The sequence below is a fragment of the Bacillus sp. GW821-FHT11D08 genome (assembly GCF_058808515.1).
The window spans coordinates 145113-166494 of the sequence record NZ_JBXARS010000008.1; the positions used below are offsets into that span (position 1 = coordinate 145113).

Consider the following 21382-nt stretch of genomic DNA (forward strand, 5'->3'; position numbering starts at 1 on the left):
GATGGCGAATGACTGGTGGAAAGACGCCGTTGTCTATCAAATCTATCCGCGAAGCTTTCAAGATACGAACGGCGACGGTATAGGCGACCTGCGGGGGATTATCGCGCGTCTCGATTATATAAAAGAACTTGGCGCTGATGTGATATGGATCTGCCCGATTTACCCGTCGCCAAACGTCGATAACGGCTACGATGTGACGGATCATCAAGCGATTATGGAATCTTACGGAACGATGGAGGACTTTCACGATCTGCTTACAGAATGCCGCAGCCGCGGATTAAAGCTTGTGATGGATTTCGTCTTAAATCATACCTCCACGGAGCATCCTTGGTTCAAAGAGGCGGAAATGAATCCGGACAGCAAATACCGCGATTATTATATTTGGCGGCCGGGCACCGCGGACGGCCCGCCGACCGATTGGGTGTCGGATTACGGACAATCCGTCTGGCAGTACGAAGAACATACGGGCGAATATTACCTGCATATGAACGCCGTCAAACAAGCCGACCTGAATTGGGAAAATCCCGAGGTTCGGCAATCCGTGTACGAGATGATGAGATTTTGGCTCGATAAAGCCGTGGACGGATTGCGAATAGACCAGCTCCATCTTCTGTCAAAAAAAGAATACTTGCCGCCATATGAAGATTACATCGCCCGCCGGGCCGATCCGAAGCCTTTCCGGCCAAACGGAGCACGGATACATGATTACTTAAAAGAAATGACGAAAGAGGTATTTTCCAAATATGACGTGATGTCGGTCGGCGAGGCCGGATCAGTGACGCCTGAGGAAGGGCTGGTCTACACGGGAACCGATGAGCATGAACTGAATATGATTTTTCATTTTCAGCATATGGAGCTTGATCAAAAGCCGGGCCAAGAGCATTGGGATGTAAAACCGCTTGAGCTGTCCGATTTGAAGAAAGTGCTCACAGATTGGCAGGAAAAACTGGAACATCGAGGCTGGAATACGCTGTATTGGTGCAATCATGACCAGCCCCGGATCGTATCCCGTTTCGGAGACGAAGGCACATACCGCAAAGCATCCGCCAAAATGCTTGCCGCTCTGCTTTATTTCATGAAAGGCACGCCGTACATTTACCAGGGGGAAGAAATCGGCATGACAAACGCTCCGTTTGACAGAATAGAGGATTATCAAGATATTCAGACCATCAATATGTATCATAAAAGGGTATTTGAAATGGGCCGGAACAGGGAAGAAGTCATGGCGTCCATTATGGCGAAAAGCCGGGACCATGCCCGTACACCGATGCAGTGGGACGGCAGCAAGAATGCCGGATTTACGGAGGGCGAACCGTGGCTCGCGGTCAATTCCAATTACAAAACCGTCAATGCGGCCGAGGCTCAGGATGATCCCGATTCTATATTGAACTTTTACAAAAAACTGATCCGCCTGCGAAAACAGTATGCTGATATCATAAAAGGCAGCTACACGCTGCTGCTTCCTGATGACCCGCAGCTGTTCGTGTATGAAAGACAGGCAAACGGACAAAAACTCATGTCCATCAGCAACGTATCGAAAGAAGAAGCCGCTTTTTATTGGCCGGACGGTTCCGAACCTGAAAGGGCCGAGCTGCTTCTCAGCAACTATGATAATGACAGCGGCACGGAATCCCGCATCACATTCCGCCCATACGAAACAAGAGTTTATCTGCTTGCCTGATATGTGATAGGACTCCCCCGTCCATACATGGCGGGGGCTTTTTAGGTAAATTGGATATTAATTTAGAAAAAAATATCTTGCAAAACGTAATTACTTCGTTTTATTATGGTATAGGTAACAAATGAACGAGAAAGAACGCTTTGGAAATCGTCATCATTCTGATTTACAGAACAGGGGGAAACGGCTTGTTTAAAAAATGGAGCGGAATCATTGTCATTGCGGCATGCTTTTTAATTGCGGCGGGCTGCGGCAATTCATCTTCAAAAGGTTCGTCAGGTTCTTCAAAAAGCGGCAAACTGCACGTCGTGACGACCTTTTATCCTATGTACGAATTCACGAAACAAATTGTCAAAGACAAAGGCGATGTAGACATTCTCATCCCGTCTTCGGTCGAACCCCATGATTGGGAGCCGACGCCGAAGGATATCGCCGGCATTCAAAACGCCGATCTTTTCGTATACAACAGCGAATATATGGAGACATGGGTTCCTTCAGCGGAAAAAAGCATGGGCTCTGATCATGCGAAGTTTGTAAAGGCGTCGAAAGGAATTGACTTACTCGAAGGTTCGGATGAAGAGGAAGAGGAACATGGACACGGCGGTCATGACCACAGCCACAGCATGGACCCTCACGTGTGGCTCAGCCCGGTTCTTGCGCAAAAAGAGGTCAAAACCATTACGGCGCAGATTGTAAAACAGGACCCGAAGAATAAAGCATACTATGAGAAAAATAGTAAAGAATATATTGCAAAACTGCAGGATCTTGATAAACTATACCGTACAACATTAAATAAAGCGGCGAAAAAAGAATTGATCACACAGCACGCGGCATTCAGCTATCTCGCCAAAGAATACGGCTTAAAACAAGTTGCGATTGCAGGCCTTTCTCCTGAAGAAGAGCCGAGTGCGGCCAAACTGGCGGATCTCAAAACGTTTGCCAAACAGCATGATGTGAAGATCATCTACTTTGAAGAAGTTGCATCGCCTAAAGTTGCAGATACGCTTGCCGGTGAAATCGGCGCGAAAACGGAAGTGCTCAATACACTGGAAGGTTTAAGCCAAAAAGAACGGGATAAAGGCATCGGTTATATCGACATTATGGAGAAAAACCTTGATGCACTGAAAGATTCGCTATTGGTTAAATAACATAGTGTGCGCCGCGGGGTGCACACTATTTCTATGCGGGAAAGGAAGGTCAGCATGAATCTCGTTACATTAAAAGATATCGTTTTTGGTTATTCGCATACACCGGTGCTTGACGGCGTGTCGCTGGAAATCAAAAGCGGCGAATTCGTCGGCATTACAGGACCGAACGGCGCGTCAAAATCGACGCTGATGAAAGTCATGCTCGGCATGCTCAGACCTTGGGAAGGAACGGCCGAGATCAGTAAAAAAAACGCAGCCGGAAAACGCCTGACAATCGGCTATGTTCCGCAGCAGATTTCTTCATTTAACGCAGGATTCCCAAGTACGGTTCTGGAGCTTGTGCAATCAGGCCGTTATACGAAAGGAAAATGGTTTAAACGATTGAACGAAACGGATCACCATGAGGTGGAAAACGCGCTGAAGATGGTGGAAATGTGGGATTTCCGCCACCGGAAAATCGGCGATTTATCCGGCGGACAGAAGCAGAAAATCTGCATTGCGAGAATGCTTGCGAGCAATCCGGATCTGCTGATGCTTGATGAGCCGACAACCGCGGTTGATTATGAAAGCAGGCAGGGTTTCTACGAATTTATGCACCATCAGGTGAAAAATCACAACCGCACCGTCGTCATGGTGACACACGAACAAAACGAAGTACAGCAGTATCTGGATAAAGTCATACGGCTTGAAAGGGGGGAAAAAGGCGGATGGAAATGTTTGACTTGGAATTCATGCGACGAGCTTTTCTAGCGGGAAGCATGATCGGAATTATGGCGCCGATATTAGGCGTATATCTCGTGCTGAGAAGACAGGCGCTGATGGCGGATACGCTGTCTCATATTTCATTGTCGGGCGTGGCCATCGGTTTTTTTCTCAGTACCAATATTACGGCGGCGAGCATCGTTGTCGTCACGATCGGAGCGATCGGCATTGAATACATGCGGCGGGCGTACCGTACATATTCCGAGGTATCTATCGCAATCTTAATGGCGGCCGGGCTGTCGTTTGCGATGTTTCTGATCAGCCTGTCAAAAGGCGGCGCGTCGATGAGCATCGATCAATATTTATTTGGATCGCTTGTCACGGTCAGCCAGCAGCAGGTCTATATTATCGGAGGCATTACCCTGCTGATTCTGCTTTATTTCATTATATTAAACAGACCGCTCTATCTGCTTACCTTTGACGAGGCGACGGCGAAGACATCAGGCATTAACACAAACCTGCTGTCAATGTCATTCAGCATCGTGACGGGGCTGGCGATTTCGGTCATTATTCCGATTATCGGCGTGCTGCTCGTTTCCGCGCTCCTCGTACTGCCCGCGGCTTTTGCAATCCGTATCGCCAAAGGGTTTAAATGGGTGTTTGCGGCAGCCATTATTATTTCTCTTTTCAGTGTGTTCATGGGGCTGACGTCTTCGTACCAGCTCGGAACGCCTCCGGGGCCGTCAATCACTTTACTGTTAATCATTCTGCTTCTGCTCGGGTTTACGCTGCAAGGGATTTGGAATGCGTTTAAAAAAGGAAAAGAACGAAAAAACCGCCGTTAAGCGGTGCAGCAGTCTCATCTGCTGCTCCGTTTGACGGCTTTTTTTACAGAAATATATCAGCAAGACGCTCATATGACTCTTTTTTTGCTTCGAAATCAAAGACGTTGCACAGCACCATCATCTCTTTTGTCTGATACCGCGCAGAAAGTTCAAGCAGACGGCGTTTCACTGCGGCAGGAGAGCCGATCACCATCCGCTTCCGGTTTTCTTCTATCTGTTTACGATCCTCCGGCGAATATGGATAAGCCTTCGCTTCTTCCACACTCGGCACGCGGCTGTCGGCGCCTTTTCCGACACGAAGAAGCCATAAATCCTGGCTTAAGGCGAGTTCTTCCGCTTTCTCATCCGTAGCCGCGCATATGACGAAAATGGCACAGAGCGAGGCGGGAGCGGAAAAATGGGCGGAGGCCCGGAAATGGTCCCGATAGATCTGAAAAGCTTTTTCCCCGCGTTCCGGATTAATGAAATGGCCGAAGACATAGCCCGCACCTTGAAGAGCGGCGCGTCTGGCGCTGTTTTCCCCGAGGCCGAGCACCCAAAGCTGCGGGGCTGTTTCAATCAAAGGCGCTGTTTTTATTCCTGCATAAGCATGGTCCGAGGGAACCGAATCTGTCAGAAAGGATGATAAATCCTGAAGCTGCCTGTTAAACTCGGTCATGCTTTTCTTTACCCCGTCTGTGAGGGCGAGCCGGATTTTCGTCGTGCCGCCCGGTGAGCGTCCGACCCCAAGGTCAATCCGGTTCGGGTGCAGCGCCTCAAGCTGACGGAAAGTTTCCGCGACTTTATAGGGGCTGTACTGCGGCAGCAGCACGCCGCCTGATCCGACACGGATGGACGTTGTGGCTGCGGCGGTATGAGCGATCATAATTTCCGGCGAAACGCTTGCGAGCCCTCTTGTGCCGTGATGCTCGGCAAACCAGTACCGCTTATAGCCCCATCCTTCACTGAGGCGGGCGAGCTCCGCTGAACGGCGGAGCGTCTCGTGCGGCCCGTTTCCTTTGGATACGGGCGCCTGATCAAGTATGCTTAAATCAATCACTCGTCTGCCCCTTTCCTGACATGTATTGATACAAGGATAGGAAAAATGTTCAGTCTTCGTCAATTTCTTTGTTTTCTCTATTTTCTCCGGAACGAAGGAGAATATAGGAAGTAATTTTTCGCCGTTTTTCGCCAAAAATTCTTATGTTTTATGAAACTTTGATATAATAAAAGACGTATATCTTAATAAACACCGGGATTCTTGTCCCGGAATTTAGTAAAAATGCGCACTTGCGGCGTGCTTAGCGGCACCCTTACAGAATAGGAGTGAATCATATGGCGATCTCTTTACAAAAAGGACAGCGGATTGATTTAACAAAAGGAAAAGCCGGCCTGTCAAAACTGCTGGTCGGACTCGGCTGGGACCCTGTATCATCCGGGGGCTTTTTCGGAAAGCTGTTCGGCGGAGGCGGTGCCAATATCGACTGTGACGCTTCCGTACTGATGCTTGAAAATGATAAAATGACAGACAGCAAAAACGTCATCTATTTCGGCAATCTGAAAAGCCGTTGCAGCGGTGTCGTACATACGGGTGACAACCTGACGGGTGAAGGCGACGGCGATGATGAACAAATTCTCATCGATTTGGCGAAAGTGCCCGCTCAGATTAATAAACTTGTGTTTGTCGTCAATATTTACGACTGCGTCAGACGAAAACAGGACTTCGGCATGATTCAAAACGCGTTCATCCGCGTCGTTGATCAGGCTAATCGCGAAGAACTGGTGACTTACAATTTAAGAGATAACTATTCAGGCAGAACGAGCCTGATCGCGGCTGAAATCTACCGCCAGGACGGCGAGTGGAAATTCGCCGCAGTAGGAGAAGGCACAAACGATACAAAAATCGGCGATATCGTTAACCGATACGCCTAAACGATAAAAAGGAGAGTGCACACATGGCAATTTCATTGGCAAAAGGACAAAAAGTAGATTTGACTAAAACAAATCCGGGTCTTTCTAAAGTCGTTGTCGGCCTTGGATGGGATACAAACAAATACGATGGCGGACATGATTTTGATTTAGATTCCAGCGTCTTTCTATTAAATGAAGCGGGAAGATGCGCGTCGCCTGATGATTTCATTTTCTATAATCAGCTTGAAGGAGGAAACGGCTCTGTCGCACATTCAGGCGACAACCTGACAGGCCAGGGCGAGGGCGATGACGAAAGCGTAAGAGTCAACCTGAGCGCGGTGCCTGCGGCTATTGACAAAATTTCATTCGTCATCACGATTCATGAAGCGGAAGCGCGCGGCCAAAACTTCGGACAAGTTTCCAACGCGTTCGTGCGCATTGTCAATGAAGAGACAAATGAAGAGCTGATCCGCTACGATCTGGCTGAAGATTTCTCAATTGAAACAGCCATTATCGCAGGGGAGCTTTACAGACATAACGGCGAATGGAAATTTTCCGCGATCGGTTCAGGCTACCAAGGCGGACTGGCCCGTATTGCGACAGATTACGGCCTGCAAATCGGCTGAACCATATCAAACACAGAAGGGAGAGACGGCACATGGCTATTCAATTGGCGAAAGGACAGCGTGTTGATCTGACAAAAACGAACCCCGGTCTTACAAAAGCGGTGATCGGTTTAGGCTGGGATACGAACAAGTACTCCGGAGGGCATGACTTTGACCTTGATGCGTCGGCTTTTCTTGTCGATGCCCATGACAACTGTGTAAATGATCTTGATTTTGTTTTCTACAATAACCTGGAACACCCGAGCGGGGGCGTCATCCATACGGGAGACAACCGGACGGGCGAGGGCGAGGGAGACGATGAACAAATTATCGTCGACTTCTCAAAAATACCCGCAAATATTGAAAAGATCGGCATCACCGTCACGATTCATGATGCGGAAGCGCGCGGCCAAAATTTCGGACAAGTTTCGAACGCGTTCGTGCGCGTCGTCGATGAAAACAGCCAGAATGAACTGCTTCGTTTCGATTTAGGGGAAGACTTCTCGATTGAAACGGCGGTTGTCGTTTGTGAGCTTTACCGCCATGGGGCTGAGTGGAAGTTTAACGCCATCGGCAGCGGGTTTTCCGGCGGTCTGGCATCACTTTGCCGGAATTACGGCTTGCAGGTGTAAGCAGGAAATTATCGTTTTACTAAATAGGAGGAAAAAACTTGGATTTTCTACATCATATTATGTCGACCTACGCTTCCTTTTTTGATTGGAAAATGTGGGGTGAGGTGCTGACTGACCCTGTATCATGGGGGCTGATCGGTTCCTTGGTTCTGCTGGAAGGGCTGCTGTCGGCCGACAATGCGTTAGTGCTTGCGGTTATGGTAAGGCATCTGCCTGAAAAACAGCGGAAGAAAGCATTAACATACGGATTGTTCGGGGCATATATTTTCCGTTTTATCTTTATCGGAATCGGGATGCTGCTTATTAAGTTCTGGTGGATCAAAGTGCTTGGCGCGCTGTACCTGGCTTGGCTCGTCATTAAGCATTTCTGGATCGGAGAAGGTGATGACGATACGGAAGGCATGAAGAAAAATTCATGGATGGTCCGTACGTTCGGAATTTTCTGGGCCACTGTCGTTTCAGTTGAGTTAATGGATCTGGCCTTCTCTGTTGATAGCATTTTGGCCGCGTTTGCGGTATCGGAAAAAGTGTGGGTGCTCTTGATCGGCGGTATGCTTGGCATTCTCATGATGCGTACAGTCGCAAAAGTATTCCTTGTTTTAATTGATAAAATCCCTGAGCTTGAAAATACGGCTTTTGTGCTGATCGGGATTATCGCCGTGAAAATGGCGGCGAGCGCCTTTGATTATGAAATGCCGCACGTGGTGTTCTTCGGAATCATCATCGCTGCGTTTGTGGTAACGTTTATTATCCACTATTTCAACAAACAAAAGCAGGTTCAGGAGCAAACGGCTGCATCTAAAGAAGAATAAAACAAAAAAGGAGGGAGAGTTCATTTCCTTCCTTTTTTGTACCGATAATCATGAAGAGAAAGGAGGAAAATGATGAAGCAGGAAGAATTGGTGATCCGAAAGGCCGAGCCGGAAAACGATGACTGGGAAACGTTTCTGATGCGGCCGCTGCCGGAACGTCCCGGTTACGAGCGGGAAAACGGGCTGGCGTTTACCCGTCTTGCCGTCCGGATTTTGGGCACTCCTTATGATGAGACGGAGTATTACAATAAGCTTTTCGAGCTGTCTTCTCATGAAAACATCCATGTGTTAAGCGAGACGCTGGATAAGACCATCGCGCCTGAAACGTTTCAGGCGCTCCAGCACATCCATTCGGTCAATCAAAAAGAGAAAGGGCTTTCGGTTTCCAGATTTGTCGCGTTTCTCGATGGGGGCAGGCTGCTTGCCAAACATGCTGATCCGCTTATGCACCGCCGGCTGAGGACCGCGTTTATGACGCTTTTGGAAACTTTTGCGGACCGGCATGAAAACGGGCTGAATCATCCCGATTTCCGGCGTGTGCTCTTGGATGTGTCAAAGTTTTCGCTGAACCACCTGAATCCATGGCTCGAACAAGCCGATATAGAGCGTGAGATGCCGAAGGTGGTGTGGTATGGAGACGCTGCCAAAAGCCAGCTCTATTTTCTCTATTATCTCATGCTGATCGGCTGTGACGTCCTATTGTTTCATCCGGCTGCGGAAGACCCGTTCAGCTTGATTGATCCGGATGAGGAACTCAGCTTTGTGATAAAGCTCCCCGCAACAGGCGGCCTTGAGCCATTCCCGAAAGAAAAGCCGGACAGAACGTCCACGACGGCCTACCGGTCAACGAAAGAAATTGAGCATGTGCTGAACCATGAGGAATCTATGATGTATAAGCCTTGGCAGTTCAGGGATCATACCCCGCAGTCCGTGACATTAAAAACGACGTATGATGAGTTATTTCTCATTGCGAAGGAGCGGGCGTTTATCCGGCCGCAATTTAAAGCGGACAGGGAGCGGGTGGCCGTTCCGAACCTTTTTGCGAAAGTGATGGGGGTTTCCAAAGATACGAAAGAATATTGGAACAGACTCCATACCGCCGCAGACTATCAGGAGACACACATGATCCGCAGTTTTCCGTTTACGGAAGAGCTGAAAGCCAACTACCAGTATCACTACAGTCAGGTTTTGAACGAAGAAGGAGCGATTGACGCGGACAGGCTGAAAAGAAGCAACATCTGGCAGTACAAGCATCTCCCGTCAGGCGTGCAGAACGCCATCGCCAATGTGATTTCTGACATGTGCAGAAACCCAGGGCTGAAGGCTTTGCCCGGGGAGCAGGCAAGGGATGCCGCAATCTATTTGTTCCGCCAGGCGACGAACCTGCCCGCTTCGCTGCTGCAATTGATTCAGACGTTTGATTACGCCCAAACCGTTCCGAAACTCGTTTTATATCATACGGAACAAAATGGCGAACTTACACGTTCTGACGCCGCCGCTCTATTGTTTTTAAATAAATTCGGCGTCGATATCATCTTGTATAATCCGCCGGGGCATCAAGATATTGAGCATTATATAGAAGAAAGCCAATTTGATGTCCATTGGCTGGAGGACATGGTGTTTCGGCAGGAATATAAGGAGCCGTCACTCGTAAGAAAGCTGTTTAGAACCATTACGCAAAAGCAGGGAGAGTAAATAAACATGACAGAAAATCAAAATCCGCTTGTTCTTGATAAAAATGAAGAGATTTCTGAACAAAAAGCAGATGACATCAGGGTGCAGCTGCGCCAAGACCCTGAGGTGCAGCGCATTTCGCAGCAGATTGACGTGAAAAACCAAATGGAGCTGCTTGAGTACGGAAAAGAACCGGCAGTTGAAATCTCGAAGTTCTCCGACCGCATCTTAAATATGATGAAAACAACAAGTGTCACGGATTCAGGCACAATGCTGACGCAGCTCGGAAAAATCATGGACCGTTTCGACAAAAATGATTTCGATGAACCAAAAGGATTTCTCGCTAAAATGTTCAAACGCGGCAACAGCATGATTGAAAAGATCTTTCAAAAGTACCGCACCCTGGGCGGAGAAATTGAAAAAATCCACGTCGAAATTTCAAAATACAAAGATGAAATGGCAAAGACGAACCATACGCTTGAAGAGATGTATGAAAACAACATGAACTACTACATGGAGCTTGAAAAGTATGTCGTTGCCGGGCAGATGAAGCTTGAGGAAATGCAGGCGCTCATTCCTTCTTATGAAGAAAAAGCGGCCGGCGGAAACCAGCTTGCGCAAATGCAGCTTGATACGCTGCGTGACGGGCTTCAGGCGCTTGAGGAACGTGTGTATGATTTAGATATGGCGCGGATGGTGGCGCTGCAAACGGCACCGCAGATCCGCCTCCTTCAGCGCGGGAATACGAAGCTCATCGGGAAAATCAATTCCGCTTTCGTCATTACGATTCCGATTTTCAAAAACGGCATTATTCAGGCTGTCACAGTCAAACGGCAAAAGCTTGTGGCTGATTCAATGAGCGAGCTGGACCGCCGCACGAATGAAATGCTGAAGCGAAACGCTGAAAATATCTCAAACCAAAGCGTGGAGATTGCCCGTATGGCAGGCCGTCCGAGCATTGACATTGAGACGATTGAAACGTCTTGGAATACGATTGTCAGCGGTATGCAGGAAACGAAACAGATCGAGGAAGAGAACAGACGTATCAGAGAAGACGGCGCGAAACGGATTCAACAGCTTCAGGATAATATTAAAAACGCAGTCTTAAAGAATTAACACACACCCCGCTTGCTTACGGCAAGCGGGATTTTTTTGTGAAAAAGATAATGACAATGTGTAAAGACAGGTGTAAACTTATACGGTAATCATTTTCGATTTGAGGTGCTGCTTATGAACAAACAACCTGCCGTCACTCCGCGAAAACTTCTGGCGATTGCCGGAATGGGCTGGCTGTTTGATGCGATGGATGTCGGAATTTTATCGTTTATTATTGCCGCGCTTCACACTGATTGGAATTTAACACCTGATCAAATGAAATGGATCGGAAGCGTCAATTCCATCGGTATGGCAGCGGGCGCCTTTGTATTCGGAATGCTGGCCGACAGGATCGGCCGGAAAAAAGTGTTTATGATCACGCTGTTATTCTTTTCTGTCGGAAGCGGCATATCCGCTTTCGCAACGGGATTGACGGTTTTTCTCATATTGCGTTTTCTGATCGGAATGGGGCTTGGCGGGGAACTGCCTGTCGCCTCGACGCTCGTGTCAGAAGCGTCCGCTCCCGAAAAGCGAGGACGGATCATCGTGCTGCTTGAGAGCTTTTGGGCCGCGGGCTGGCTTCTTGCGGCGGTGATTTCCTACTTTGTCATACCGTCATTCGGCTGGCAGGCCGCGCTGCTCTTAACGGCGCTGGCCGCGTTTTATGCGCTGTACTTGCGGAAAAGCCTTCCGGAATCACCGGCGCATCAGGCATTGCCGCAGAAAAAAAGCATACGCGGGCAGGCGGGAAGTGTCTGGACGAAACCGTATATCCGGCCGACGGTGCTGCTGTCTGTCGTTTGGTTCTGCGTCGTCTTTTCTTATTACGGCATGTTTTTATGGCTGCCGAGCGTGATGCTGATGAAAGGCTACAGCATGATTGAGAGCTTCGAATACGTCCTTCTGATGACACTTGCCCAGCTTCCCGGATATTTCTCTGCGGCGTGGCTGATCGAAAAAGCGGGGCGGAAGACCATCTTAGTCTTCTATTTGCTCGGAACGGCGGGCAGCGCTTATTTCTTCGGTGCCGCGGATTCATTGGCCATGCTGCTCACAGCGGGCATGCTGCTGTCCTTCTTCAATCTCGGCGCATGGGGCGTGCTTTACGCCTATACACCGGAGCAGTATCCTGCGGCGATCCGTGCGACCGGTTCCGGCACAACGGCGGCCGTCGGCAGAATCGGAGGCATTTTCGGTCCGCTTCTCGTCGGATCGCTTGCAGCCCGGAACGTTTCGTTTACAGTGATTTTCGCCGTCTTTTGTGCGGCCATCCTGGTTGCCGTCATCACCATTATTATTCTCGGAAAAGAAACGAAACAGACAGAGCTTGCGCAATGAGCACCCTTTTGGGGTGCTTTTTTTAGTGAGCCGTCTGTTGGCAGACCTATATTTTTCCTTAATATTCCTTATTTTTAGGAGGGGAAAACTTCTTTTTTCAGGACAATGTCGCGAAAAAATTCTTGTTTTTGTAAAAAAAGGATAGGAAATCAGTTTGCAGCACATTCGATGGAAACGTTCTCAAGCCTGATAAAAGCCCGATTTCCTTTATAATTTATCCTCAATAAGGAGGATTAGAGAGTATTTAGAAGCATACCAGAGGAAAATAAGACACAGGGATGTTTTTAAAGTAATGATACAAAATAAACGGGATTATGATGTTTGTTTGACTTATTACAAACGTGTTACGGTATTAAAGATTGCTTATTATGGAGGGAAAATATGAATTTGGATGAGAAACCAATTAAGATAAAAGTCGAAAATGTATCTAAGGTTTTCGGAAAACAGACAAAAAAAGCCATTCAGATGCTGTCCAGCGGAAAAAACAAAAAAGAGATCCTGAAAGCGACCGGATCAACCGTTGGTGTCAATCAAGCAAACTTTGATGTATATGATGGGGAGATATTTGTCATCATGGGTCTATCGGGGAGCGGTAAATCAACTTTAGTTCGGCTGTTAAACCGGCTTATTGAACCGACTGCCGGGAATATTTATATTGATGGTGACATGATAACAAATATGTCAAAAGACCAGCTCCGGGAAGTGCGCCGGAAAAAAATCAGCATGGTCTTTCAAAAATTTGCACTGTTTCCGCACAGAACGATTCTTGAAAATACGGAATACGGCCTGGAGCTTCAAGGCGTCGACAAAAAAGAGCGTGAGCAAAAAGCGCTTGATTCGCTTAAACTTGTCGGTCTTGAAGGCTTTGAACACCAATTCCCTGATCAGCTCAGCGGAGGAATGCAGCAGCGTGTCGGACTTGCGCGCGCATTGACGAATGATCCTGACATTCTTCTGATGGATGAAGCTTTCAGTGCGCTTGATCCGCTGATCCGCAAAGACATGCAGGATGAGCTTTTAGACCTTCATGACTCTGTCGGCAAGACGATCATCTTTATCACGCATGATCTTGATGAAGCATTGCGCATCGGCGACAGAATCGTGCTGATGAAAGATGGTAACATCGTTCAGATCGGGACGCCTGAAGAAATTCTGATGAGCCCGTCCAATGAATACGTTGAGAAATTCGTTGAGGACGTTGATTTATCCAAAGTTCTGACAGCGGGTCACATCATGAAGCGCGCTGAAACCGTGCGGATTGACAAAGGGCCTCGTGTAGCGCTGCAGCTCATGAAGAATCTCGGTATTTCTTCTATTTACGCCGTTGATAAACAGAAACAGCTTCTCGGCGTCATTCACGCGGCGGATGCGAAAAAAGCGGTGGAATCCGACTTATCGCTTCAGGATATTTTAAATACTGAATTTACGACTGTGCATGAAAGCACATACTTGACTGAAATTTTCGATGTCGTGTCTGATGCGAATATTCCGATCGCCGTCACGGATGATAAGGACCGCATGAAAGGCATTGTCGTAAAAGGCGCATTAATCGGCGCGCTTTCAGGAAATAACGATTATATAAATGTTGAAGATTCTGCTGAACAAGCTCAGGATTCTTCTGTTCAGGGGGTGAAGTAAATGGACAGATTGCCTAGAATTCCGTTAGCAGATATCGTTGACCGGTTTGTTGACTGGCTTACCATGACGTTCGGGGGTTTCTTTGACGGAATCTCAAACGGTTTGGCCGCTTTCGTAAACGCGATTGTGAGCGGTTTGGGTTTCATCCCGTCTATTTTATTGACTGTTATTTTTGCAGCTCTCGCTTGGTGGATCAGTACGAGAGGAATTGCACTCTTTACGTTAATCGGATTCCTTGTTATTGATTATTTGGGCTATTGGTCGCCGATGCTGCAAACGTTGGCGCTTGTCGTCACATCTGTTTTGATTTCCATTATTATCGGGGTTCCGATCGGCATATGGGCGTCTCAGAAAGAAACGGTCCGCCGCATTGTTACACCGATTCTGGATTTAATGCAGACCATGCCGGCTTTCGTATATCTGCTGCCTGCAATTTTCTTCTTTAATATCGGGGTTGTGCCAGGCGTCGTGGCATCTGTTATTTTCGCGATGCCTCCGACGATCCGCATGACGGTTCTCGGTATTAAACAAGTTCCGGCTGATTTGATCGAAGCGACGGAAGCATTCGGTTCAACGACGTCTCAGCGTCTGTTCAAGGTGCAGCTTCCGCTTGCCACAAAAACAATTCTTGCCGGTATTAACCAAAGCATCATGCTTGCTTTGTCAATGGTCGTTATCGCGGCCATGGTCGGTGCGCCGGGCCTCGGTTCTGAAGTATACAGCGCCGTGACACAGTTGAAAACCGGTGTCGGAGTGGAAGCGGGTATCGCGATCGTCATCGTAGCGATTACACTCGACCGTATCACGCAAAACATTAAAGTGAAGAAGAAGAGCAGGGGGAATGCCTGATGCTTAAGAAAATCATCGGTGTCGGCGTTACCGCTGCGCTGGCTCTTTCTTTGGCTGCCTGCGGTTCGCAGACTGATGGTAAGGCAACGGCTGCGGACCAGGTGAACAAAACCATTATCGGTATTGATCCGGGATCGGGGATCATGGCCCTGACGGATGAGGCTGTGAAGGATTACGGATTGAAAGACTGGAATGTCGTCACGGCGTCAAGTGCTGCCATGACGGCGACATTGAAGAAATCATATGACAGGAAAAAGCCGATCATCGTAACGGGCTGGACGCCGCACTGGATGTTCTCCAGATACAAGCTGAAGTTCCTTGATGATCCGAAAAAAACGTACGGAACTGCCGAGCAGATTCATACAATTACAAGAACCGGCTTCAGTAAGGAACAGCCTAACGCGGCCAAAGTTCTCAGCCAGTTCAAATGGACGCAGGACGATATGGGAGAAGTCATGATTGCCGTTGAAGAAGGCGAAAAGCCGGCCAAAGCCGCTGCTGAATATGTGAAAAAACACAAAGACCAAGTGGCTCAATGGACAAAAGGCGCCCATAAAGTTAAAGGGGATAAAATTAACCTGGCTTATGTGGCATGGGACAGTGAAATCGCAAGTACGAATGTAATCGGAAAAGTATTTCAAGACCTCGGCTATGACGTGAAGCTGACGCAAGTGGAGGCAGGACCGATGTGGACTGCGATTGCGACAGGCAGCGCGGATGCGTCATTGTCTGCTTGGCTTCCGAATACCCATAAGGCATATGCGTCTAAATATAAAGGCAAATATGAAGATGTAGGAACGAGTCTGACAGGCGTCAAGATGGGTCTGGTCGTTCCTCAGTATATGAAAAACGTCAATTCAATTGAAGATTTGAAGAAATAACGAAGAAAAGCAGCCCTGTAACGGGCTGCTTTTCTTATGCTTCAAACGATTTGAGGACGGCGGCCGTTAATATCTCAACGCCAGTAAAGATGGCGCTTCGGTCAAATGTCATTTGGGGATGGTGAAGTCCCGGCTCCAGACCGCATCCTAGGCCTAGCATCGTCGTTTTCAAGTTCGGCACCTTTAACCCGTAAAAGTGAAAATCCTCTCCTCCGGTTGTCACAAGAGGTTCATCCACATGTTCTTCTCCGAGAATGCCGCTGATCGCAGATGCCATGATGGCTTCCGCCTCTTTGTTTCGCTCGGCTGCCGGGAGGCTGTGTTCTTTTTGTAATTCAATTTTTGCGCCGAATGCGGCAGTCGCCGCCTCACAGGCTCTTTCGGTTTCGGCGGTTAATTTCTCCATGGCGGCATTTGTTTGTGCGCGGAGGTCAAGGCTGAACGATGCTTTTCCCGGAATGATATTGGAACTCTCACCGCCTGCCTGAAGCTTTGTCATCTTCACGGAATGCGGGATGCCGGGATCAAGATGAATGAAGCTGAGTTTTTGGACGAGAAGAGCGGAGATTTCGATACTGTTAAGCCCGAGATGCGGTCTCGCGCCGTGGGCTTCTTCTCCGATAATCAGGCCTTCTATATGCTGGCTTGAGCCATGCAGAATGGACGGTGCGCATCGGCCGTTTGCCGTTTCCTGTACGGGGCGCACGTGCACGCCGTATAAGAAGTCAACATCATCCAGTACGCCTTTTTCAATCATTTTCAGCGCTCCGCCGCCTTTTTCTTCAGCCGGCTGAAAAATAAAGCGGATGGTGCCCTTCGGAAGTTTCGGCTGACTCTTTAAAAGCATCATCGTGCCGAGCGCCATCGTCATATGTGAATCATGTCCGCATGAATGGTTCGCCTGAAAGACACCGTCCACTTCCTGCCACAGCGCGTCAATATCCGCCCGGACAGCCACAACGGGCGAGCCTTCTCCGATTTCGCCGACAACACCGGTACAATCATCAAACGTGCGGGTTCGGCAGCCGGCCTCTTTCAGTTTTTCAGTCAGATATTCAGTTGTTTGATATTCTTTCCAGCTTACTTCGGGATTGGCGTGCAGGTGGTCAAAAATATCCATAATGACTTGCTTTTCATGCGCTGTGAGTCTGTTCATGCCGTAAGTCCTCCTTCAAAAGCTGTCTGTTTTTTATTTTTGATATTGAAAACAGGCAATCGGTCTGTATATAATATAGCACATATCTGTATTTTCTGAATAGTTTATAAATTTAAAGCGGGATGGTGATGTTATGGCTGTGCCGAAGGCCGAACCTGTATTGAAAAAGAAGAAATTGTTTGTGATGCCTGATGCTTATGTGCTGCTGTTCATTGTCGCTTTACTATGCGCGATAGCGTCGTACATCGTTCCCGCGGGGGAATTTGACAGGGTGACAAAGGGCAGTGTGTCGTCCGCCGTCCCGGGAAGCTATCATTCTTTAGACCAGTCTCCTGTCAGCCCGATCGCTTTTTTTACCGCGATTCAGGAAGGGATGACAAGTTCCGCGCCGATTATTTTTTTAATCCTGTTTACGGGCGGCACCATTGCGATTTTGGAGAAAACGGGCGCCATCAATGGATTGATCAGTAATGTCATCAGTACGTTCCGCACAAAACAGCTGCTGTTTATTGCGATTGTCGGATCTCTATTTTCGATCCTCGGCACAACCGGCATCGTCGTTAATTCCGTGATCGGTTTTATTCCGATCGGCCTGATCGTCGCCCGCTCGCTGAAATGGGACGCCGTGGCCGGAGCGGCCGTTATTTATATCGGCTGCTATGCCGGGTTTAACGCGACGATTTTATCACCTTCACCGCTCGGGTTATCACAAAGCATCGCGGAGCTGCCGCTGTTTTCCGGTATCGGCCTGCGGATTGCCGTCTACATTTGTTTTCTGTTATCATCTATTTTATATATTTATCGGTATACGAGAAAACTCAGAAAAGCAAAGGACGCCAGTCTGCTGGGGAACGATTGGTTTCCGGCGGCAGGTTCACTCCCGCAGGTTTCTGAGCCGGAGGACAAGCATGTCCCGTTTACCGTCCGCCATAAATTGATTCTGGCTGTTGCGGCTTTGTCGCTTGCCGGCTTTTTATACGGCGCGCTTACTCTTGGCTGGTCTGATTCAGAGATGGCCGCCGTGTTCATTTTTATCTCAATCGTGTCAGGCCTGATTGCGGGAATGGCGGCAAATGATATCGCAAAAACGTTTATTACAGGCTGTCAGGGGCTCGTTTACGGTGCGCTGATCGTCGGAATGGCGAGAAGCATTTCCGTTATCCTGGAACATGGAAAGCTGCTTGATACGGTAGTCAATGGACTAGCGTCACTGCTGCACGGTTTCAGCCCGATGGCAGGCGCAATCGGAATGTATATTTCCAGCGCCCTGCTTCATTTTCTGATTTCATCGGGCTCAGGGGAGGCGGTCGTATTTATTCCGATCTTGGCGCCGCTTGCCGATCTGATGGGCATCACGAGACAGGTCGCGGTTGAAGCGGTCATGCTCGGAGAAGGCGTCGTAAACTGTGTCAATCCGACTTCCGGCGTGCTGATGGCCGTACTGGCTGCCAGCGGCATTCCGTACGTAAAGTGGCTTCGCTTCATGATTCCGCTGGCGCTGATTTGGTTTGTCATCGGCCTCGTGTTTATCTGCATAGGCGTCCTGATCAATTGGGGTCCTTATTAAACATTTTGTCAATGATATTTCGGTTTATCATTATGAATCGGCAAGATATAATGGGAGTTGTAAGCCATTCTTAATAGTACGGGAGGAAGTCATGAATCAGCGTCGGAACAGACTTTCAAACGTGAATGGAAAGAGTGAGAGTGTGAAAGAGAAAGAACGAATGATTTGGTCAGAAGTCGGAATGCTTGTGGGCACACTGTCTTTGCTTGACATCATCGTACGCGGACTTGTTCTGAACTGTCCGTTTAGGGAATGGGCCGGAAGCTTGGCGGTTTTCTTCATTATAATTGTTTATTATTGCATCAGGGCGGGAGCGTCGGGAATGCTCATGCCGAGAATAGACACGAAAGAAGAACTGCAAAAGCGGGTGAAGCAGCAGCGGATAGATTCAATTGCGGTCACTTTTGCGGCAGCGGCGATTACGATGTACGACAGGGGGGTTCCCCATACATTCTTTGCTTGGCTGAAAATGATCTTTCTTTTTATCGTCTGCGGAGGCATTCTGTTTCTGCTTCGGTATGTCATTGTGAAGCTGTCTTACAGAAGAGCGATAAAAGAAATAAAAAAGAAATCATCTTGACAGGTGGTTTCTTTTTTTGTTTGAAAGCGGGAAGTCTTTTTAATTGATAGGAATATAGATTTGAATTCACTCTGTCACGTTGCTTTGATAGAGAGAGTGTGATAAGTTGAAATGTAAGCGTTAACAAAATTCTCCAGTCTTCACAACAGTTGAAAGGAGCTGAAGAAAGAGTAAGAGGAATTTTTGACTCCGCAGTCAGTCTTCAAAAATCAAATAAGGAGTGTCAAAAATGTTTGAAAAACGATTCAAAACCTCTTTACTGCCGTTATTCGCCGGATTTTTATTGCTGTTTCATTTGGTTTTGTCAGGCCCGGCGGCTGCAAACGCTGAAACTGCAAACAAATCGAATAAGGTGACCGCGTCATCGGTCAAAAACGGGACCATCCTTCATGCATGGAATTGGTCGTTCAATACGTTAACACAAAATATGAAAGATATTCGTGATGCGGGCTATGCAGCCATTCAGACGTCTCCGATTAACCAAGTAAAGGAAGGGAACCAAGGAGATAAAAGCATGAGGAACTGGTACTGGCTGTATCAGCCGACATCGTACCAAATCGGCAACCGTTACTTAGGCACTGAACAAGAATTTAAGGACATGTGTGCAGCCGCGGAAAAATATGGCGTAAAAGTCATTGTCGATGCGGTTATCAATCATACTACCAGCGATTATGGCGCGATTTCTGACGAGATTAAGCGTATTTCAAACTGGACCCATGGAAACACACAAATTAAAAATTGGTCGGATCGATGGGACGTCACTCAAAATTCATTGCTTGGGCTGTATGATTGGAATACACAGAATACTGAGGTGCAGGTCTATCTGAAACGTTTCTTGGAAAGAGCATTGAATGACGGAGCAGACGGATTCCGCTATGATGCCGCCAAGCATATAGAGCTTCCGGATGATGGGAATTACGGCAGCCAATTTTGGCCGAATATCACAAATATATCGGCAGAGTTCCAATACGGAGAAATCCTGCAAGACAGCGCGTCCAGAGATACTGCTTATGCGAATTATATGAATGTGACGGCTTCTAACTACGGGCATTCCATCAGATCCGCTTTAAAGAACCGTAATCTGAGTGTGTCGAATATCTCCCATTATGCATCTGACGTGTCTGCGGACAAGTTAGTCACATGGGTGGAATCACATGATACGTATGCCAATGATGATGAAGAGTCCACATGGATGAGTGATGACGATATTCGTTTAGGCTGGGCAGTGATTGGTTCCCGCTCAGGAAGCACGCCTCTTTTCTTTTCCAGACCTGAGGGCGGAGGAAATGGTGTAAGATTTCCCGGAAAAAGTCAAATAGGAGATCGCGGGAGCGCCTTATTTAAAGATCAGGCGATCACTGCGGTCAATCAATTTCACAATGTAATGGCCGGGCAGCCTGAGGAACTCTCGAATCCGAATGGGAACAACCAAATCTTTATGAATCAGCGCGGCTCAAAAGGCGTTGTGCTGGCAAATGCAGGATCGTCTTCTGTCACCATCAATACTTCAACGAAATTACCTGACGGCAGGTATGATAATAGGGCCGGCGCCGGTTCATTTCAAGTAGCGAACGGCAAACTGACAGGTACGATCAATGCCAGATCGGCGGCTGTTCTTTATCCTGATGATATTGGGAATGCGCCTCATGTCTTTCTTGAGAATTACCAAACGGGGGCAGTCCATTCTTTCAATGATCAGCTGACGGTCACCCTGCGTGCAAATGCGAAAACAACAAAAGCCGTTTACCAAATCAATAATGGGCAGCAGACAGCATTTAAGGATGGGGACCGATTAACGATCGGGAAAGGAGATCCAATCGGCACGACATACAACATCAAGTTAACCGGAACGAACGTCGAGGGTGCAGCGAGAACCCAAGAATACACGTTTGTCAAAAAAGACCCGGCCCAAACCAACATCATTGGCTATCAAAATCCGGATCATTGGGGCCAGGTAAATGTATATATTTACAAACATGATGGAGGCAGGGCCATAGAATTAACCGGATCGTGGCCCGGGAAAGCAATGACTAAGAATGCAAATGGAATTTACACGCTGACGCTGCCTGCGAATGCGGATACGGCCAATGCCAAAGTGATTTTTAACAATGGCAGCGCCCAAGTGCCCGGACAGAACCAGCCCGGCTTTGATTATGTGCAGAATGGTTTGTATAACAACTCCGGTTTAAACGGTTATCTTCCGCATTAATGGATAGGGCCATCATCACATCAAACCCTTACTTCGGTTAGGAAAAGGACAGCGCGTTTTCAATCACGCTGAAAAGATGACAG

19 protein-coding genes are annotated in these 21382 nt (G+C 48.0%); 17 read left to right on the forward strand and 2 right to left on the reverse strand.

Annotated elements, in window-relative coordinates; genetic code table 11:
* The first annotated feature begins 1 nt into the window (after position 1).
* The 4 genes from AC1RRX_RS16130 to AC1RRX_RS16145 all read left to right on the forward strand — a co-directional run bounded on the left by AC1RRX_RS16130 (position 2) and on the right by AC1RRX_RS16145 (position 4373).
* The gene (locus tag AC1RRX_RS16130) at positions 2–1681 is read left to right on the forward strand and encodes a glycoside hydrolase family 13 protein (RefSeq protein ID WP_144464859.1); all 1680 of its coding nucleotides are present in this window, start codon (positions 2–4) and stop codon (positions 1679–1681) included.
* 185 nt (positions 1682–1866) lie between these two features.
* Positions 1867–2826 (forward strand): metal ABC transporter substrate-binding protein, encoded by a 960-nt coding sequence (locus AC1RRX_RS16135; RefSeq protein WP_032867360.1) that lies wholly within the window; start codon positions 1867–1869, stop codon positions 2824–2826.
* A gap of 54 nt (positions 2827–2880) precedes the next feature.
* A complete protein-coding gene (locus AC1RRX_RS16140; RefSeq protein ID WP_021495283.1) occupies positions 2881–3576 on the forward strand; it encodes a metal ABC transporter ATP-binding protein in 696 nt (231 codons plus the stop codon).
* Positions 3534–4373 carry a metal ABC transporter permease gene (locus AC1RRX_RS16145; RefSeq protein ID WP_007409044.1) on the forward strand — a complete coding sequence of 280 codons (840 nt, stop codon included), beginning with the start codon at positions 3534–3536 and terminating at the stop codon, positions 4371–4373. The genes AC1RRX_RS16140 and AC1RRX_RS16145 overlap by 43 nt, the downstream gene beginning before the upstream one ends.
* A gap of 43 nt (positions 4374–4416) precedes the next feature.
* Here the strand turns inward: AC1RRX_RS16145 and AC1RRX_RS16150 are convergent, their stop codons facing one another.
* Positions 4417–5412 carry an LLM class flavin-dependent oxidoreductase gene (locus AC1RRX_RS16150; RefSeq protein ID WP_029973930.1) on the reverse strand — a complete coding sequence of 332 codons (996 nt, stop codon included), beginning with the start codon at positions 5410–5412 and terminating at the stop codon, positions 4417–4419.
* Between the two features lie 275 nt (positions 5413–5687).
* Here AC1RRX_RS16150 and AC1RRX_RS16155 point away from each other — a divergent pair, with 275 nt between their 5' ends.
* The 10 genes from AC1RRX_RS16155 (at position 5688) to AC1RRX_RS16200 (ending at position 15787) form a co-directional block, all read left to right on the forward strand.
* The gene (locus tag AC1RRX_RS16155) at positions 5688–6284 is read left to right on the forward strand and encodes a TerD family protein (RefSeq protein ID WP_144464861.1); all 597 of its coding nucleotides are present in this window, start codon (positions 5688–5690) and stop codon (positions 6282–6284) included.
* A gap of 23 nt (positions 6285–6307) precedes the next feature.
* Positions 6308–6889: a TerD family protein gene (locus AC1RRX_RS16160; RefSeq protein WP_003156648.1), complete on the forward strand. Its 582-nt coding sequence runs from the start codon at positions 6308–6310 to the stop codon at positions 6887–6889.
* Positions 6890–6921: 32 nt separating this feature from the next.
* Complete coding sequence (locus tag AC1RRX_RS16165) at positions 6922–7500, forward strand: TerD family protein (RefSeq protein ID WP_003156645.1); 579 nt, start codon at positions 6922–6924, stop codon at positions 7498–7500.
* Positions 7501–7538: 38 nt separating this feature from the next.
* Complete coding sequence (locus AC1RRX_RS16170) at positions 7539–8312, forward strand: TerC family protein (protein WP_003156644.1); 774 nt, start codon at positions 7539–7541, stop codon at positions 8310–8312.
* Positions 8313–8384: 72 nt separating this feature from the next.
* Positions 8385–10007, forward strand: a complete 1623-nt coding sequence (locus AC1RRX_RS16175; RefSeq protein WP_144464863.1) for a YceG family protein — start codon at positions 8385–8387, stop codon at positions 10005–10007.
* Positions 10008–10013: 6 nt separating this feature from the next.
* The gene (locus tag AC1RRX_RS16180; protein ID WP_029973928.1) at positions 10014–11102 is read left to right on the forward strand and encodes a toxic anion resistance protein; all 1089 of its coding nucleotides are present in this window, start codon (positions 10014–10016) and stop codon (positions 11100–11102) included.
* Between the two features lie 114 nt (positions 11103–11216).
* Positions 11217–12419, forward strand: coding sequence for an MFS transporter (locus AC1RRX_RS16185; protein ID WP_144464865.1), 1203 nt, complete (start codon positions 11217–11219; stop codon positions 12417–12419).
* A gap of 381 nt (positions 12420–12800) precedes the next feature.
* Positions 12801–14057 carry a glycine/proline betaine ABC transporter ATP-binding protein OpuAA gene (gene opuAA, locus AC1RRX_RS16190; RefSeq protein ID WP_003156640.1) on the forward strand — a complete coding sequence of 419 codons (1257 nt, stop codon included), beginning with the start codon at positions 12801–12803 and terminating at the stop codon, positions 14055–14057.
* Entirely contained in the window at positions 14058–14906 is an 849-nt protein-coding gene (gene opuAB / locus AC1RRX_RS16195) for a glycine/proline betaine ABC transporter permease subunit OpuAB (RefSeq protein WP_003156639.1), read from the forward strand.
* On the forward strand, positions 14906–15787 hold the full coding sequence (locus AC1RRX_RS16200; protein WP_007409051.1) for a glycine betaine ABC transporter substrate-binding protein: 882 nt from the start codon (positions 14906–14908) through the stop codon (positions 15785–15787). Before opuAB ends, AC1RRX_RS16200 begins: the two co-directional genes overlap by 1 nt.
* A 34-nt stretch (positions 15788–15821) precedes the next feature.
* On the opposite strand, the gene AC1RRX_RS16205 is transcribed toward AC1RRX_RS16200, so the two are convergent.
* A complete protein-coding gene (locus tag AC1RRX_RS16205) occupies positions 15822–16943 on the reverse strand; it encodes a M20 peptidase aminoacylase family protein (RefSeq protein ID WP_053104604.1) in 1122 nt (373 codons plus the stop codon).
* Between the two features lie 133 nt (positions 16944–17076).
* Here AC1RRX_RS16205 and AC1RRX_RS16210 point away from each other — a divergent pair, with 133 nt between their 5' ends.
* From AC1RRX_RS16210 to amyE, 3 genes are all read left to right on the forward strand, one after another.
* Positions 17077–18510, forward strand: a complete 1434-nt coding sequence (locus AC1RRX_RS16210) for a YfcC family protein (protein ID WP_020955283.1) — start codon at positions 17077–17079, stop codon at positions 18508–18510.
* Between the two features lie 91 nt (positions 18511–18601).
* Positions 18602–19090, forward strand: a complete 489-nt coding sequence (locus AC1RRX_RS16215; protein ID WP_144464867.1) for a DUF6773 family protein — start codon at positions 18602–18604, stop codon at positions 19088–19090.
* Positions 19091–19319: 229 nt separating this feature from the next.
* Positions 19320–21299, forward strand: coding sequence for an alpha-amylase (gene amyE, locus AC1RRX_RS16220; protein ID WP_047935177.1), 1980 nt, complete (start codon positions 19320–19322; stop codon positions 21297–21299).
* The last annotated feature ends 83 nt before the right edge of the window (positions 21300–21382 follow it).